The sequence below is a fragment of the Kitasatospora sp. NPDC002551 genome (assembly GCF_040296005.1).
Classification (GTDB): domain Bacteria; phylum Actinomycetota; class Actinomycetes; order Streptomycetales; family Streptomycetaceae; genus Kitasatospora.
The window spans coordinates 25786-38909 of record NZ_JBEOWI010000064.1 but is presented as its reverse complement, the minus strand read 5'-3'; the positions used below and the strand labels follow the sequence as shown (position 1 = coordinate 38909).

Below are 13124 nucleotides of genomic sequence, written 5' to 3'. Positions count from 1 at the left end.
TGCCAGAACGGCGAGGCCTAACCCGGCGTCCTGCCCGCCCCCGGCCGCGCGCGCGGACGCCGGGGCGTCCGGGGCGGTGGCGCTCGGCGTGGGGTGCGGCGGCGGGGCGGGCGCCCCGGCCGTGCCGCCGGCCTGGCCGGTCGGCGCCGGCGCGGCGACCTCGCCCTCCTCGACCAGCTTCCCGACCGGGGTGACCTTGCCGGCCGCCGCGAACCCCCAGTCCAGCAGCGCGGCCGTCTCGTCGTACACCTTCTGGTAGCTGGACGGGTGCATGACCGTCACCAGCAGGGTGCGCCCACCGCGTTCGGCGGCGCCGACGAAGGTGGAGCCGGCGTTGGTGGTGAAGCCGTTCTTCACCCCGATCAGGCCGGGGTACTTGCCGAGCAGCCGGTCGGTGTTGGCGATCCCGAAGCTGCCGCGCTGCCCGGTGTTCTTGTCCACCGCGCCGGGGAACATCGCGTCCCGGGTCGCGCAGTACACCCGGAAGTCCGGGTTGCGCAGTCCCGCCCGGGCGAACAGCGTGAGGTCGTACGCCGAGGAGACCTGGCCGTCCGAGTCGTAGCCGTCCGGCGAGACCACCCGGGTGTCCCGGGCCTGGAGCGCCTCGGCCCGCGCCTGCATCTCGGCGACGGTTCGCTGCACGCCGCCGTTCATGTGCGCGAGGACGTGCACCGCGTCGTTCCCCGAGCTCAGGAAGACCCCGCGCCAGAGGTCCTCGACCTTGTACTCCAGGTCCTCCTTGATGCCGACCAGGCTGCTGCCCGCGCCGATCCCCTGGATCTCCTCGGGCGCCACCTTGTGCACCGTGTCGCGGTCGAACTTGGGCAGCACGGTGTCGGCGAACAGGATCTTCAGGGTGGAGGCCGGGGCGAGGCGCAGATGCGCGTTGCTGGCCGCCAGCACCTCTCCTGACGCCGCGTCGGCCACGATCCAGGACTGTCCGGTGAGGTCCCCCGGCAGCGCGGGGGCGCCCGCCAGCGGGCTCACCTGGACCCCCGCGAGGCCCAGTCTCTCCCCGCCGACCGCGGCCGGCGGCGGCGGCTCGTACGGGGCCGCGACGGCCGCCGGGGAGGCGATCAGGAGCGGGAGCGCCGCGGCGGACGCGGCGAGCAGGCGTGCGAGCTTCGAGCAAGTGGGCACCACCAGACGGTACCCAGTCCGGGCCCCCGCCGTCCGCCCCCGTGCCCCGCCGAACCGCACGAGGGGTCCACCGTACGCCGAACGGACGCCCCCGCATACTGGGAGGGCACACCGTCTTCACCTCCCCGCCGCACCGAGGACCACCCCATGAAGCTCAGCCGCCGCACCTCCTGGTTCCTGACCGCCTTCGGCGTCTGGTCCATGATCATCTGGACCACCTTCGTCAAGAACCTCTGGAAGGACTCCGGGGGCCAGGCCTTCACCGACGGCGACCACTCGCAGCCGACCGCCTTCTTCTGGGTCCACCTCCTGCTCGCCGTGACCTCCTTCGTCCTCGGCGTCGCGATCGGCGGCATCGGCATCCGCGGCCTGCGCGCGGCCCGGCGGGAAACCGCCGCCGGCTGACGCGTTTTACCTGGTTGCCGGGCACGGGGCGCCCTGGCAGGATCCCTGTCGATCGACCGCGATCGAATCTTCGTGCGATCGCGTTGACGACACAGGGGGTACTCCATGAAGCCTGCCCAGCTCCGCCGGATCGGCGGCGCCGTCGCCGTCGCGCTGACGGCCGGCCTGTTCGCCGCACCGGCCGCCGTCGCCGACGGCACCGGCCTCCGGGTCACCGGGACCACCGCCTCCCCGCAGCCCCGCGACCTCTCCGCGGGCACCACCGGCGACGCCTGCGACCAGACCACCGCGCCCGGCTGGATCGGCCTGACCTCCGGCGGCCCGACCCTCCGGGCGGACGTCGCCTCGGACACCTACGGCGGCCTCTCCGCCTCCTTCGCGGTCCGCGACCTGACCACCGGCACCGCCGCCTTCGACGGCACCGGCCAGGCCGACGGCGGCATCGCGACGACCACCGTCCCCGGCCTCGCCGACGGCCACGCGTACGCGTGGAACGCCCGCGCCCTCCAGGACGGCGCGACCTCCGCGAGCTCCCCGGACTGCCACTTCAAGCTGGACCTGAGCCGCCCCCAGGCCACCGTCTCCTCCACCGACTTCCCGCCCTCGGGCTCGGGTCAGACGTCGACCAAGTACGCGGGCCAGACCGGAACCTTCGTCGTCGGCGGCACCGACCTGGCCCCGGCCGGCGGCGAGGCCTCGGGCATCGCCTGCTTCCTGTACGCCTTCGACGTCTACCGGCTGGGCGGTGACTGCGACGCCGACAGCGTGAAGCCCGGCCCGGACGGCACCGCCACCATCCGCACCAAGGTGCGCCAGTGGGGCACCAACACCCTCTGGGTCGTCGCGGTGGACAACGCGGGCAACCAGAGCTACAAGGTCGGCTACACCTTCTACGCCCCGTCCAACCCCAGCCCGCCGAGCTCGCCGGGCGACGTGGACGGGGACGGCGTCGTGGACATCCTGCTGCCGGACGCGCAGGGCAACCTGCAGTACATCAGCGCCTCGGCGAACGACACCACGCCGAACTGGTCCGTCCGGGCACTGGCCGCCCCGAACGCGCAGCGCAGCTGGACGCCGCTGCAGGTCGCCCACCGCGGCTGGGACTCCTCCGCCCACGCGCCGATGGACGACCTGTTCATCCACGAGCCGGGCAGCGGCTGGCTGAGCATGTACCAGAACTCCGACTACGGGGCGCTCGAGGGCTACACCATCGGGGCGAACCGGCCGGAGGAGTGCGAGGACGCCACCGGGGCCGTCGTCCCGTGTCCGGCGGACTTCGCGGGCAACTGGTCGAAGGCGGACCAGCTGCTCGCGTTCGGGCCGCTGGGCGACGGACCGGAGCCCTCGCTGCTCACCCTGGAGGGCGGTGACCTCTGGCTGCACACCGGCGACCTCGCGTACTCCTTCGACCTGAGGAGCCGCCGGCTCACGACCGGTGGTGGCTGGACCGGCTACGACCTGGTCGCCCCCGGCCGCGACGCCGCCGGCAACCTCGCCCTGTGGGCGCGCGAGCGGGCCACCGGCGCGCTGCACGCCTACGCGATCCCCAGGCAGACCGGCGGCGGCTTCGACTTCAGTGCCCTCGCCGACCCCTCGGCGGGTGTGGTCGCCACCGGCTTCACCGTGGACGCCTACCCGGTGCTCGGCAGCTCCGGTGACGGCGACGGCGACGCCGTGCCCGACCTGTGGGCCGTCACCGCCGACCGGCACCTGCTGACCTACCGGGGCCTCGCCGACCCCAAGGACCTCGGCGTCCTGCGCTGAGCCCGCGCAGCCCGAAGGCCCCCGTCCACGGCGGACGGGGGCCTTCGTCGTACGGGGTGCTCCGGGATCAGAAGCGGCGGGTGACCAGCGCCCGCTTCACTTCCTGGATCGCCTTGGTGACCTCGATGCCACGCGGGCAGGCCTCCGAGCAGTTGAAGGTGGTCCGGCAGCGCCAGACGCCCTCACGGTCGTTCAGGATCTCCAGACGCTGCTCCGCACCCTCGTCGCGCGAGTCGAAGATGAAGCGGTGCGCGTTGACGATCGCGGCCGGGCCGAAGTACTGGCCGTCGTTCCAGAACACCGGGCAGGACGACGTGCACGCGGCGCACAGGATGCACTTGGTGGTGTCGTCGAACCGCTCGCGGTCCTCGGCGGACTGCAGGCGCTCGCGGGTCGGCTCGTTCCCCTTGGTGATGAGGAACGGCATGACGTCCTTGTACGCCTGGAAGAACGGGTCCATGTCCACGACCAGGTCCTTGAGGACCGTCAGGCCCTTGATGGCCTCGATCGTGATCGGCTTCTCCGGGTTGACGTCCTTGATCAGGGTCTTGCACGCCAGCCGGTTGCGGCCGTTGATCCGCATGGCGTCGGAGCCGCAGATGCCGTGGGCACAGGAACGGCGGTAGGTGAGGGTGCCGTCCTGCTCCCACTTGATGGTGTTGAGCGCGTCCAGGACGCGCTCCTTCGGGTCCATCTCCAGCTGGTAGTCGACCCACACCGGCTCCGGGTGCTCCTCCGGGTTGAACCGGCGGATCCGGAAGGTGACGGTGATCAGCTTGGTGCCACCGGCCTCGACCGCGTCCAGAGCGGCCGAGTGCTTCTCCACGGTCGGAGTGCTCATCAGTACTTACGCTCCATCGGCTGGTAGCGGGTCTGCACGACCGGCTTGTAGTCAAGGCGGATGGAGGTGCTGCCGTCCTCGGCGACCTCCTGGTACGCCATGGTGTGCTGCATGAACTTCACGTCGTCACGGGTCGGGAAGTCCTCGCGGTAGTGACCGCCGCGCGACTCCTCGCGGGCGAGCGCGGAGACCGCCAGGACCTCGGCCAGGTCGAGCAGGTTGCCCAGCTCGATGGCCTCCAGCAGGTCCGTGTTGTAGCGGAAGCCCTTGTCCTGGATGGCGACGTTCTTGTAGCGCTCCTTCAGCGCGGCGACGTCCTCGACGGCCTGCTTCAGGGTGGCGCCGGTGCGGTACACCATCGCGTTGGTGTCCATGCTCTCCTGCAGTTCCTTGCGGATCTGCGCCACGGACTCGGTGCCGGTGGCCTCGCGCAGGCCGTCGACCAGGCCCTGGACCAGCTGCTCGGGGTTCTCCGGCAGCGGCACGAACTCGTTGTTCTCGGCGAACTCGGCGGCGGCGATGCCGGCGCGGCGGCCGAAGACGTTGATGTCCAGCAGCGAGTTGGTGCCCAGGCGGTTGGCGCCGTGCACGGACACGCAGGCGACCTCGCCGGCCGCGTACAGGCCGGGGACGACGTCGGTGTTGTTGCGCAGCACCTCACCCTCGACGTTGGTCGGGATGCCGCCCATGGCGTAGTGCGCGGTGGGCTGGATCGGGATCGGGTCCGTGTAGGGCTCGATGCCGAGGTAGGTGCGGGCGAACTCGGTGATGTCCGGGAGCTTGGCGTCCAGCTGCTCCGGCGGCAGGTGGGTCAGGTCCAGGTAGACGTGGTCGCCGTCCGGACCGCAGCCGCGGCCCTCGCGGATCTCGGTGTAGATCGCGCGGGAGCAGACGTCACGGGAGGCGAGGTCCTTCATGACGGGGGCGTAGCGCTCCATGAAGCGCTCGCCGTCCTTGTTGCGCAGGATGCCGCCCTCGCCGCGGGCGCCCTCGGTGAGCAGGATGCCCATGCGCCAGATGCCCGTCGGGTGGAACTGGAAGAACTCCATGTCCTCCAGCGGCAGGCCGCGGCGGAAGGCCACCGCCTGGCCGTCACCGGTGAGGGTGTGGGCGTTCGAGGAGACCTTGAACATCTTGCCGGTGCCGCCGGAGGCGAACACCACGGCCTTGGCCTGGAAGACGTGGATCTCGCCGGTGGCCAGCTCGTAGGCGACGACGCCGGCCGTGCGGCCCTCGTTGATCAGCAGGTCGAGGACGTAGAACTCGTTGAAGAACTCGACGCCGTGCTTGACGCAGTTCTGGAACAGCGTCTGCAGGATCATGTGGCCGGTGCGGTCGGCCGCGTAGCAGGAACGGCGGACCGGGGCCTCGCCGTGGTTGCGGGAGTGGCCGCCGAAGCGGCGCTGGTCGATGCGGCCCTGCTCGGTGCGGGAGAAGGGCAGGCCCATCTTCTCCAGGTCGAGGACGGCGTCGATGGCCTCCTTGCACATGATCTCGGCGGCGTCCTGGTCGACCAGGTAGTCACCGCCCTTGACCGTGTCGAAGGTGTGCCACTCCCAGTTGTCCTCCTCGACGTTGGCCAGGGCGGCGCACATGCCGCCCTGGGCCGCGCCGGTGTGGGACCGGGTCGGGTAGAGCTTGGTCAGGACGGCGGTGCGGCTGCGCTGCGTCGACTCGATGGCGGCGCGCATGCCGGCGCCGCCGGCGCCGACGATGACGGTGTCGTACTGGTGAATCTGCATGGGGGTTCTAACTCGCCTCTGGCCTCTGCCGATGTCCGGATGGGATGCTGTCGGCTCAGATGTTGGGGTCGAAGGTGAAGATCACCAGGGTGCCGAGCAGCACGGTGAAGACCGTGGCGGTACCCATGAGGCCCTTCAGCCAGAGCCGGGTGGAATCCTTCTCGGCGTAGTCGTTGATGACCTGGCGCATGCCGTTGGCGCCGTGCAGCATGGCCAGCCAGAGCATGGTGAGGTCCCAGACCTGCCAGAACGGCGAGGCCCAGCGGCCGGCCACGAAGGCGAAGCCGATCTTGGAGACGCCGCCGTCGAGCACCAGCATGATCAGCAGGTGGCCGAGGATCAGCACCACCAGGACGATGCCGGACAGGCGCATGAACAGCCAGGCCAGCATCTCGAAGTTGGTGCGGGTGCGGCGGGGGGTCTTCTTGGTCCGCTGCCGGGCCGGCTCGATCACGAAGGCGTCGGCCGGGTTGCCGGTGCCGAGACCCTTGCCGGTGTGCGCCTGGGCGGAGGGGACCACCACAGCGTCGGAGATTTCCGTGGACATGTCTCAGATCACTTCCCGAACCAGGAGGTCAGCGTGTGCTGCAGGATCGGGTAGAAGGCGCCGGCCATCAGGACGACCCAGACTCCGACCACGGACCAGAGCATCTGCTTCTGGTACTTCGGGCCCTTCGACCAGAAGTCGACGGCGACGACGCGCAGGCCGTTGAGGGCGTGGAACAGGATGGCGGCCACCAGGCCGTACTCCATCAGGTTCACGAGCGGCGTCTTGTACGTCTGGATGACGGTGTCGTACGCCTCGGGAGACACCCGCACCAGCGCGGTGTCCAGGACATGGGCGAACAGGAAGAAGAAGATGAGGACGCCGGTGACTCGATGAGCCACCCAGCTCCACATGCCTTCCCGGCCGCGGTACAGCGTTCCAGCCGGCACGGAAAAACCCTCCGGAAGCGATTGGGGGCTCGGCCGGCTTCGGTGTCGGTCAGCCCGGCCGGGTACGGTCCACCGGCCGCGAGCATCCTATCGACGCGTTGTCGGGAACCGCCTCCGGGGGCCCGCTGTGTGATCAAACAGGCACTTCTGGCCTAGCTGGACGGGAACCGGGGAGCGAATTGCGACGCTGGGTGACCGTTCGCTCGCACAAAGTCGCGCTACGGTGGGCGACCCCCGTCCGCGCCGACACCCCCGCCGAGGCCCCCGTGCCGCATCCCGTTCCGTGCCCGCCGCGCCCCCTGCTGCTGGCCGTCGCCCTGCTCCTCGCCGCCGGCTGTGCCGCCCCCGCCGCGGACTCGGCCGACCGGGCGTCCTCCGGGGCCCCGCCCCGCGAGCTGTCCGCCGCCGAGCTGCGCGCCGCCGCGGTCACCGAGGCCGACCTCGGTCCCGGTTTCACCGTGACGGTGGTCGTCCCCGGCCCGGGGGAGACCGGCCCGGACGGCGGCCGGGAGGCCGCCGACAAGCCGGCCTGCCAGCCGCTGCTGGACGCGGTGGCCCCGGCGGCCGCCGCCGCCCGGGCGGGTTCGGCGGCCTCCGCCGCGCCGGTCCCGGCGGTGCCGTACGCGGAGACCGATCTGAGCGTGGCCCAGGCCGCCGACCCGGCGGGCAGCCTCTACGGCGGGCTGCTCGGCTACCGGGGCGACCGGGCGGCCCGGCTGCAGGAGGAACTGGAGGGGCTGTTCGGCCCGTGCGCCGAGTTCGTCTCGACGGCGCCGCCGCCCCCGTCGGAGAAGGGCCGGGGCGAGACCCGCACCCGGCACCGGCTGAGCCGGCACGACACGCCCACGCCCGAGGGAGCCGACGCGGCGACGGGTTTCACCCTGACGAATGAATCGGGCTCGGTGGTGCTCGCGCAGCGCGCCGTCCTGGCGCGGGTCGGCCCGGCCCTGGTGGTGTTCAGCACGGTGGGCGTCGGCGCCGAGCCGGCCCCTGCGCCGGACGAGCGGGTCGTCCGGCGGCAGGTGGCCAAGCTGCGTGCGGCCCAGCGGGGCTGAGCGCCGGGGTCCGGCGCGCCCGGTTCTCAGCGGGCCCCGGCCCCCGAATGGGTGGCGACCAGGTGCTCCAGACGGGTGAGGGCGATCCGGCGCAGCTCGTCGGCGGCGACCAGGCGCTCCTCGTCGGGGTCGTTGGCGAGGCGGGTGCGGATCGAGCCGAGCACGGCGTCGAGCATCTCCTCGGGGTCGATGCCTTCCAGGCAGACCACGAAGACATGGCCGAACCGTGCCTCGTAGGCGGCGTGGGCCGCCCGCAGCGCGGTGTGCGCCGCCTGGCTGCCGGGTGCGCGCATGCCGAGGAGCGGCTGCGGCATCCAGCTCTCGTCCGCCAGCGCCTCGGCCAGGTCGGCCGGACGCAGGTCGTACGAGGCCTCGCTGGCGGCGGCGAGCAGGGACTCTATGTCGGGGTAGGGCCGGTGCGCGGTGAGCCGCAGGGCCCAGCGGTGGCTGCCGCAGCAGGCCAGCAGGGCCTCTTCCGCGGCTCCGGCGTCGGCCTCGTTGAATCGGTGCAACCCGAGGAGGGTCGGTTCGTCCCGGGGATCGGGCCTCGGTGACGGGATGTCGCTGGCCAGCGGGTCCTCCTCGTGAGGGCGGGAAGGTGCCGGTGAAGGGGGCGGGTGGAGTGGTGGGTGAAGCGGCGGTGAAGCCAGGTGAAGTATGAGGCTGCGGAACGGCGTCCAACGGCCCGTCCGGCTGTTGCCCAACGGTAGTTGAGCGCTCATCAGTTGGGGAGGGCGCACGCGGATTTCATCCGAACGAGCTATCAAGTTGTGACGTTGACACCTCGGTGTCAGCGCCCTCCCCATCCTCATCTGCTACGACGCACCGTCTCCGGCGCCCCTCGCGTCAGCGCCGCGTCACTCGCACTTCGTCCCGGCGGCCGGCATCGTGCCGTCGGTGAGGTAGGCGGCGTAGGCCGCGTCGATGCAGCCGTTGCCCTGGCCGAAGGCGCCGTGGCCCTCGCCCACCCGGGTCAGCAGGGTGGCGTTGGCGAAGCCCTTGGCCAGCGACTCGGCGGCGGCGTACGGGGTGGCCGGGTCGCCGGTGCTGCCGACCACCAGGATCGGCGCCGCGCCCTCGGCCCGGACGGTGTGCGGCTTCTCCGGGGTCTTGAACGGCCAGTTGGTGCAGGAACCCTCGCTGAAGTCCTCGACGGTGACGCCCTTCGTGAGCAGCGGGGCCTCCTGCTGGAGCTTCTGCACCGCCTGCTGGGCCTGCTCGGCGGTCGGCGCGGGAGAGGCGCCGTCGGCGCAGTGGATCGCGACCAGGGCGTCCGACTCGGGGGAGTAGTGGCCCTTGTCGTCCCGGCCGTTGTACACGTCGGCGAAGCCGAGCAGGCCGTCGCCCTGGCCCGCCTTCATCGCCAGGGTGAGCGACATCCGCAGGTACGGCCACATGGTCTTCTCATCGCCGTAGAGCAGGGCGAAGACACCCGTCCAGCCGAGGTCGCTGCCGACCTTGCGGCCGTCCTTGGTGGGCAGGGGCTTCGCGCGCAGCCCGTCGAGGAAGTCGGCGGCCTTCTTGGCGGCCTTGTCGCTGCTCTTGCCGAGCGGGCACTCGTCGGCGTGGTTCTGGACGCAGTCCACGGCGAAGCGCTCGAAGGCCTTCTCGAAGCCGATGATCTGGCCGATGCTCTCGTCCAGCCCCTGCGCGGCGGGGTCGACGGCGCCGTCGAGGATCATCCGGCCGACGCTCTTCGGGAACTCCTCGGCGTAGAGCGCGCCGAGGTAGGTGCCGTAGGAGATGCCGAGGTAGTTGAGCTTCTGGTCGCCGACGGCGGCGCGCAGCACGTCCAGGTCGCGCGCGGTGTTGCGGGTGCCGACGAAGGGCAGCAGCTTGCCGGACTTGGCCTGGCAGGCGGCGATGAAGTCGGCGGCGTGCTTCTCGCCCTGGGCCTTCGCCTCGGCCGGGTCGAGCGGGCTGTCCTCGGCGTTGAGCGCGTCGCGCTGCTTGTCGTCCAGGCAGTGGACGGGGGAGCTCTCCCCGGTGCCGCGCGGGTCGAAGCCGACCACGTCGAAGCGGTTGTGCAGGGTGCCCTCGAACTGCGTCTCGCCGTACTTGACGGTCTCCACGCCGGAGGCGCCGGGGCCGCCCGGGTTGATGATCAGCGAGCCGAGCTTCTGGTCCTGCTTGGCGGCCGGGTTCTTGATCAGCGCGAGGTCGATGGCCTCGCCCGACGGGTTGGTGTAGTCGAGCGGCACGCGCAGCTTGCCGCACTTCATCAGGGAGAGGTCGATCTTCTGCTCGGCGGCCTTGGCGTCCGGCGCGCAGGCGGCCCAGGTGATCTGCTGGCCGTAGAACGGCTTGAGCGCCGGGTCGTCGGCGCCGGTGGGCTTCACCGTCGGGGTGGGCGTCGGCGTCGCGGTCGGGGTCGCGGCGGCGGTGGCGGCGGTCTCCGACGGTGTGGCGGCGGCCTGGTCCTGGGCGGGCTTCTTGTCTCCGCCGCAGGCGGTCGCGAGGAGAAGGCTGCCGGCCGCGAAAGCGGCCAGCAGGAGGCGCGGGCGGGTGGCCCGATGAATCTTCATCGCACGTATGTACCACCCCGGGGTGACGGTTCGGATACTGACCCCGGCCGGACGGCCCGCCCGCGGCTCCCGGCGGCTCAGAGCTCCCGGTGCACCTTGTGGTTGGCGGCCTGGGCGCGCGGGCGGACCACCAGCAGGTCGATGTTGACGTGCGAGGGCCGGGTGACCGTCCAGGCGACGGTGTCGGCGATGTCCTCGGAGGTGAGCGGCTCGGCGACGCCCGCGTACACCGCGGCGGCCTTCTCCTCGTCGCCGCGGAACCGGGTCACCGCGAAGCCCTCGGACTTCACCATGCCCGGGGCGATCTCGATCACCCGGATCGGCTCCCCGCACAGCTCCAGCCGGAGCGTCGCGGCGATGGTGTGCGCCGCGTGCTTGGCCGCCACGTAGCCGCCGCCGCCCTCGTACGCGGCCAGCGCGGCCGTCGAGGAGAGCACCAGGACGGTGCCGTCGCCGCTCGCCCGCAGGGCCGGCAGCAGCGCCTGGGTCACGTGCAGCACGCCGAGCACGTTGACCTGGTACATGGCCAGCCAGTCGGCCGGGTCGCCGCTCTCCACGCTCTCCGCGCCGATCGCCCCGCCGGCGTTGTTCACCAGCACGTCCACCCGGCCGACCCCGGCGGCGAAGGCGTCGACGGCGGCCCGGTCGGTGACGTCCAGGGTGACCGCCCGCGCCGCACCCCCGCGCCCGGCGATCTCCTCGGCCAGCGCCTCGATCCGCTCGGTGCGGCGGGCGGTCAGCACCACCTCGAAGCCCTCGTCCGCCAGCCGGCGGGCGGTCGCCGCGCCGATCCCGCTGCTGGCACCGGTGACGACGGCCACCTTCTGCTCGGTCATTGCCACTCCTGAGATATCCCGGTCGGTTCAGCCGATCATCTCAAGGCCCCCGGCGTTACATTGCGAGAGGAGTGGACCCGCCCGCCGAACCCCGCGGAGGACCCCGTGACCGCCGACCCGCCCGCCGGACCGCGCCGCACCGAGTCCGGCTTCCCGTTCGAGCCGGTGTACGGCCCCGAGGCCCTGGCCGGCCGGGACCCCGACGAGCGGCTGGGCCGTCCGGGGGAGTACCCGTTCACCCGGGGGATCCACCCGACCATGTACACCGGCCGGCCGTGGACGATGCGCCAGTACGCCGGCTTCGGCACCGCCGCCGAGTCCAACGCCCGCTACCGGCAGCTGATCGCCGGCGGCTCCACCGGCCTCTCGGTCGCCTTCGACCTGCCCACCCAGATGGGCTACGACTCGGACGCCCCGCTCGCCGCCGGCGAGGTCGGCAGGGTCGGGGTGGCGATCGACGGCGTCGAGGACATGGCCGAGCTGTTCGAGGGCATCCCGCTCGGCGAGGTCTCCACCTCGATGACCATCAACGCGCCCGCCGCCGTCCTGCTGCTCCTCTACCAACTGGTCGGCGAGGCCCGGGGCGTGCCGCCGGCCCGGCTCACCGGCACGGTGCAGAACGACGTGCTGAAGGAGTACATCGCGCGCGGGACGTACATCTTCCCGCCGCAGCCCTCGCTGCGGCTGGTCGCCGACCTCTTCCGGTACTGCCGGGCCGAGATCCCGCGCTGGAACACCATCTCGATCTCCGGCTACCACATGGCCGAGGCCGGGGCCACGCCCGCGCAGGAGATCGCCTTCACCCTGGCGAACGGGATCGCCTACGTGCGCGCCGCGCTGTCCGCCGGGCTGGCGGTGGACGACTTCGCGCCCCGGCTCTCCTTCTTCCTCGTGGCCCGCAGCACCCTGCTGGAGGAGGTCGCCAAGTTCCGTGCCGCCCGCCGGATCTGGGCCCGGGTGATGCGCGAGGAGTTCGGCGCCCGGGACCCGCGCTCGCAGCGGCTGCGCTTCCACACCCAGACCGCGGGCGTCCAGCTCACCGCCCAGCAGCCCGAGGTGAACCTGGTCCGGGTCGCCGTGCAGGCGCTCGCGGCGGTGCTCGGCGGCACCCAGTCGCTGCACACCAACTCCTTCGACGAGGCGCTGGCGCTGCCCACCGAGAAGGCCGCCCGGCTCGCCCTGCGCACCCAGCAGGTGCTCGCCCACGAGACCGACGTGACCGCCACCGTGGACCCGTTCGCCGGCTCCTACGCGGTGGAGGCGCTGACCGACGAGGTGGAGGCCGCCGCGCTCGCCCTGATGGCGCGGGTCGAGGAGCTGGGCGGGGCGGTGGCCGCGATCGAGGCCGGCCACCAGAAGGCGGAGATCGAGCGCAGCGCCTACCGGATCCAGCGGGAGACCGAGACCGGCGCGCGCACGGTGGTCGGGGTCAACCGGTTCCGGCTGGGGCCCGGGGAGTTGGCGGCCGAGGAACCGTACCGGCCGCTGCGGGTGGACCCGGCGATCGAGGCGCGGCAGGCCGGCCGGCTGGCCCGGCTGCGGGCGGAGCGGGACGGCGCCGCGGTGGGCCGGGCACTGGGGGAGCTGCGCCGGGCCGCCGGGGGCCGGGACAACGTGCTGTACCCGATGCGCGAGGCGCTGGCCGCGCGGGCCACCGTCGGCGAGGTCTGCGACGCGCTGCGCGAGGTGTGGGGCCGGCACGTCCCGGTCGAACGCTTTTGAGCCAATGTTCCGGGCGTCCGGAACCCGGCCGGAGCCGTCCGGACGGCCGTCAACCGGCCGGTCCAGCATGCCGTGACCGTGATCGCCGATGGTCGTTGCACAGGGCAGGCACCACGGGGAAGGCGGCTGAAACAAGATGTCATACCCACCATCGCGGC

The 13124-nt window shown here is 72.2% G+C and carries 12 protein-coding genes; 4 read left to right on the top strand and 8 right to left on the bottom strand.

Features of this window, described 5'->3' with window-relative positions; all coding sequences use genetic code 11:
- Window positions 1-1140 (bottom strand): D-alanyl-D-alanine carboxypeptidase family protein (locus tag ABT093_RS34900; RefSeq protein WP_350571180.1); only part of this gene is annotated, 1140 nt, incomplete at its 3' end.
- A 147-nt stretch (window positions 1141-1287) separates the two neighbouring features.
- On the opposite strand from ABT093_RS34900, the gene ABT093_RS34895 reads away from it, so the two are divergent.
- Both ABT093_RS34895 and ABT093_RS34890 read left to right on the top strand, forming a co-directional pair.
- A complete protein-coding gene (locus ABT093_RS34895) occupies window positions 1288-1545 on the top strand; it encodes an SCO4848 family membrane protein (protein WP_350571179.1) in 258 nt (85 codons plus the stop codon).
- 105 nt (window positions 1546-1650) lie between these two features.
- Window positions 1651-3309 carry a hypothetical protein gene (locus ABT093_RS34890; protein WP_350571177.1) on the top strand — a complete coding sequence of 553 codons (1659 nt, stop codon included), beginning with the start codon at window positions 1651-1653 and terminating at the stop codon, window positions 3307-3309.
- Window positions 3310-3376: 67 nt separating this feature from the next.
- On the opposite strand, the gene ABT093_RS34885 is transcribed toward ABT093_RS34890, so the two are convergent.
- From ABT093_RS34885 to sdhC, 4 genes are read right to left on the bottom strand one after another with little or no spacing between them, the layout of a single operon-like run.
- A complete protein-coding gene (locus ABT093_RS34885; protein WP_350554621.1) occupies window positions 3377-4150 on the bottom strand; it encodes a succinate dehydrogenase iron-sulfur subunit in 774 nt (257 codons plus the stop codon).
- Window positions 4150-5892 carry a succinate dehydrogenase flavoprotein subunit gene (gene sdhA, locus ABT093_RS34880; protein ID WP_350571175.1) on the bottom strand — a complete coding sequence of 581 codons (1743 nt, stop codon included), beginning with the start codon at window positions 5890-5892 and terminating at the stop codon, window positions 4150-4152. Before sdhA ends, ABT093_RS34885 begins: the two co-directional genes overlap by 1 nt.
- Window positions 5893-5947: 55 nt before the next feature.
- The gene (locus ABT093_RS34875) at window positions 5948-6439 is read right to left on the bottom strand and encodes a succinate dehydrogenase hydrophobic membrane anchor subunit (RefSeq protein ID WP_030300556.1); all 492 of its coding nucleotides are present in this window, start codon (window positions 6437-6439) and stop codon (window positions 5948-5950) included.
- A gap of 8 nt (window positions 6440-6447) precedes the next feature.
- A complete protein-coding gene (gene sdhC / locus ABT093_RS34870; RefSeq protein ID WP_093861779.1) occupies window positions 6448-6828 on the bottom strand; it encodes a succinate dehydrogenase, cytochrome b556 subunit in 381 nt (126 codons plus the stop codon).
- A 191-nt stretch (window positions 6829-7019) separates the two neighbouring features.
- On the opposite strand from sdhC, the gene ABT093_RS34865 reads away from it, so the two are divergent.
- Window positions 7020-7883, top strand: coding sequence for a hypothetical protein (locus tag ABT093_RS34865; RefSeq protein WP_350571174.1), 864 nt, complete (start codon window positions 7020-7022; stop codon window positions 7881-7883).
- A 26-nt stretch (window positions 7884-7909) separates the two neighbouring features.
- Here ABT093_RS34865 and ABT093_RS34860 read toward each other — a convergent pair whose 3' ends face one another.
- The 3 genes from ABT093_RS34860 to ABT093_RS34850 all read right to left on the bottom strand — a co-directional run bounded on the left by ABT093_RS34860 (window position 7910) and on the right by ABT093_RS34850 (window position 11244).
- Window positions 7910-8395, bottom strand: coding sequence for a 2-oxo-4-hydroxy-4-carboxy-5-ureidoimidazoline decarboxylase (locus tag ABT093_RS34860; protein ID WP_350571172.1), 486 nt, complete (start codon window positions 8393-8395; stop codon window positions 7910-7912).
- 345 nt (window positions 8396-8740) lie between these two features.
- Window positions 8741-10408: an alpha/beta hydrolase gene (locus tag ABT093_RS34855; protein WP_350571171.1), complete on the bottom strand. Its 1668-nt coding sequence runs from the start codon at window positions 10406-10408 to the stop codon at window positions 8741-8743.
- Between the two features lie 77 nt (window positions 10409-10485).
- Window positions 10486-11244, bottom strand: a complete 759-nt coding sequence (locus ABT093_RS34850; RefSeq protein ID WP_350571170.1) for an SDR family oxidoreductase — start codon at window positions 11242-11244, stop codon at window positions 10486-10488.
- A 105-nt stretch (window positions 11245-11349) separates the two neighbouring features.
- Between ABT093_RS34850 and ABT093_RS34845 the strand changes: the two genes are divergently transcribed.
- The gene (locus ABT093_RS34845) at window positions 11350-12966 is read left to right on the top strand and encodes an acyl-CoA mutase large subunit family protein (RefSeq protein WP_350571169.1); all 1617 of its coding nucleotides are present in this window, start codon (window positions 11350-11352) and stop codon (window positions 12964-12966) included.
- The last annotated feature ends 158 nt before the right edge of the window (window positions 12967-13124 follow it).

Excerpts from the sequence above, each read along its gene's own strand:
- ABT093_RS34895 (WP_350571179.1), top strand. The coding sequence starts at position 1,288 with ATGAAGCTCAGCCGCCGCACCTCCTGGTTCCTGACCGCCTTCGGCGTC.
- ABT093_RS34890 (WP_350571177.1), top strand. The coding sequence starts at position 1,651 with ATGAAGCCTGCCCAGCTCCGCCGGATCGGCGGCGCCGTCGCCGTCGCG.
- ABT093_RS34885 (WP_350554621.1), bottom strand. The coding sequence starts at position 4,150 with ATGAGCACTCCGACCGTGGAGAAGCACTCGGCCGCTCTGGACGCGGTC.
- sdhA (WP_350571175.1), bottom strand. The coding sequence starts at position 5,892 with ATGCAGATTCACCAGTACGACACCGTCATCGTCGGCGCCGGCGGCGCC.
- ABT093_RS34875 (WP_030300556.1), bottom strand. The coding sequence starts at position 6,439 with ATGTCCACGGAAATCTCCGACGCTGTGGTGGTCCCCTCCGCCCAGGCG.
- ABT093_RS34855 (WP_350571171.1), bottom strand. The coding sequence starts at position 10,408 with ATGAAGATTCATCGGGCCACCCGCCCGCGCCTCCTGCTGGCCGCTTTC.
- ABT093_RS34850 (WP_350571170.1), bottom strand. The coding sequence starts at position 11,244 with ATGACCGAGCAGAAGGTGGCCGTCGTCACCGGTGCCAGCAGCGGGATC.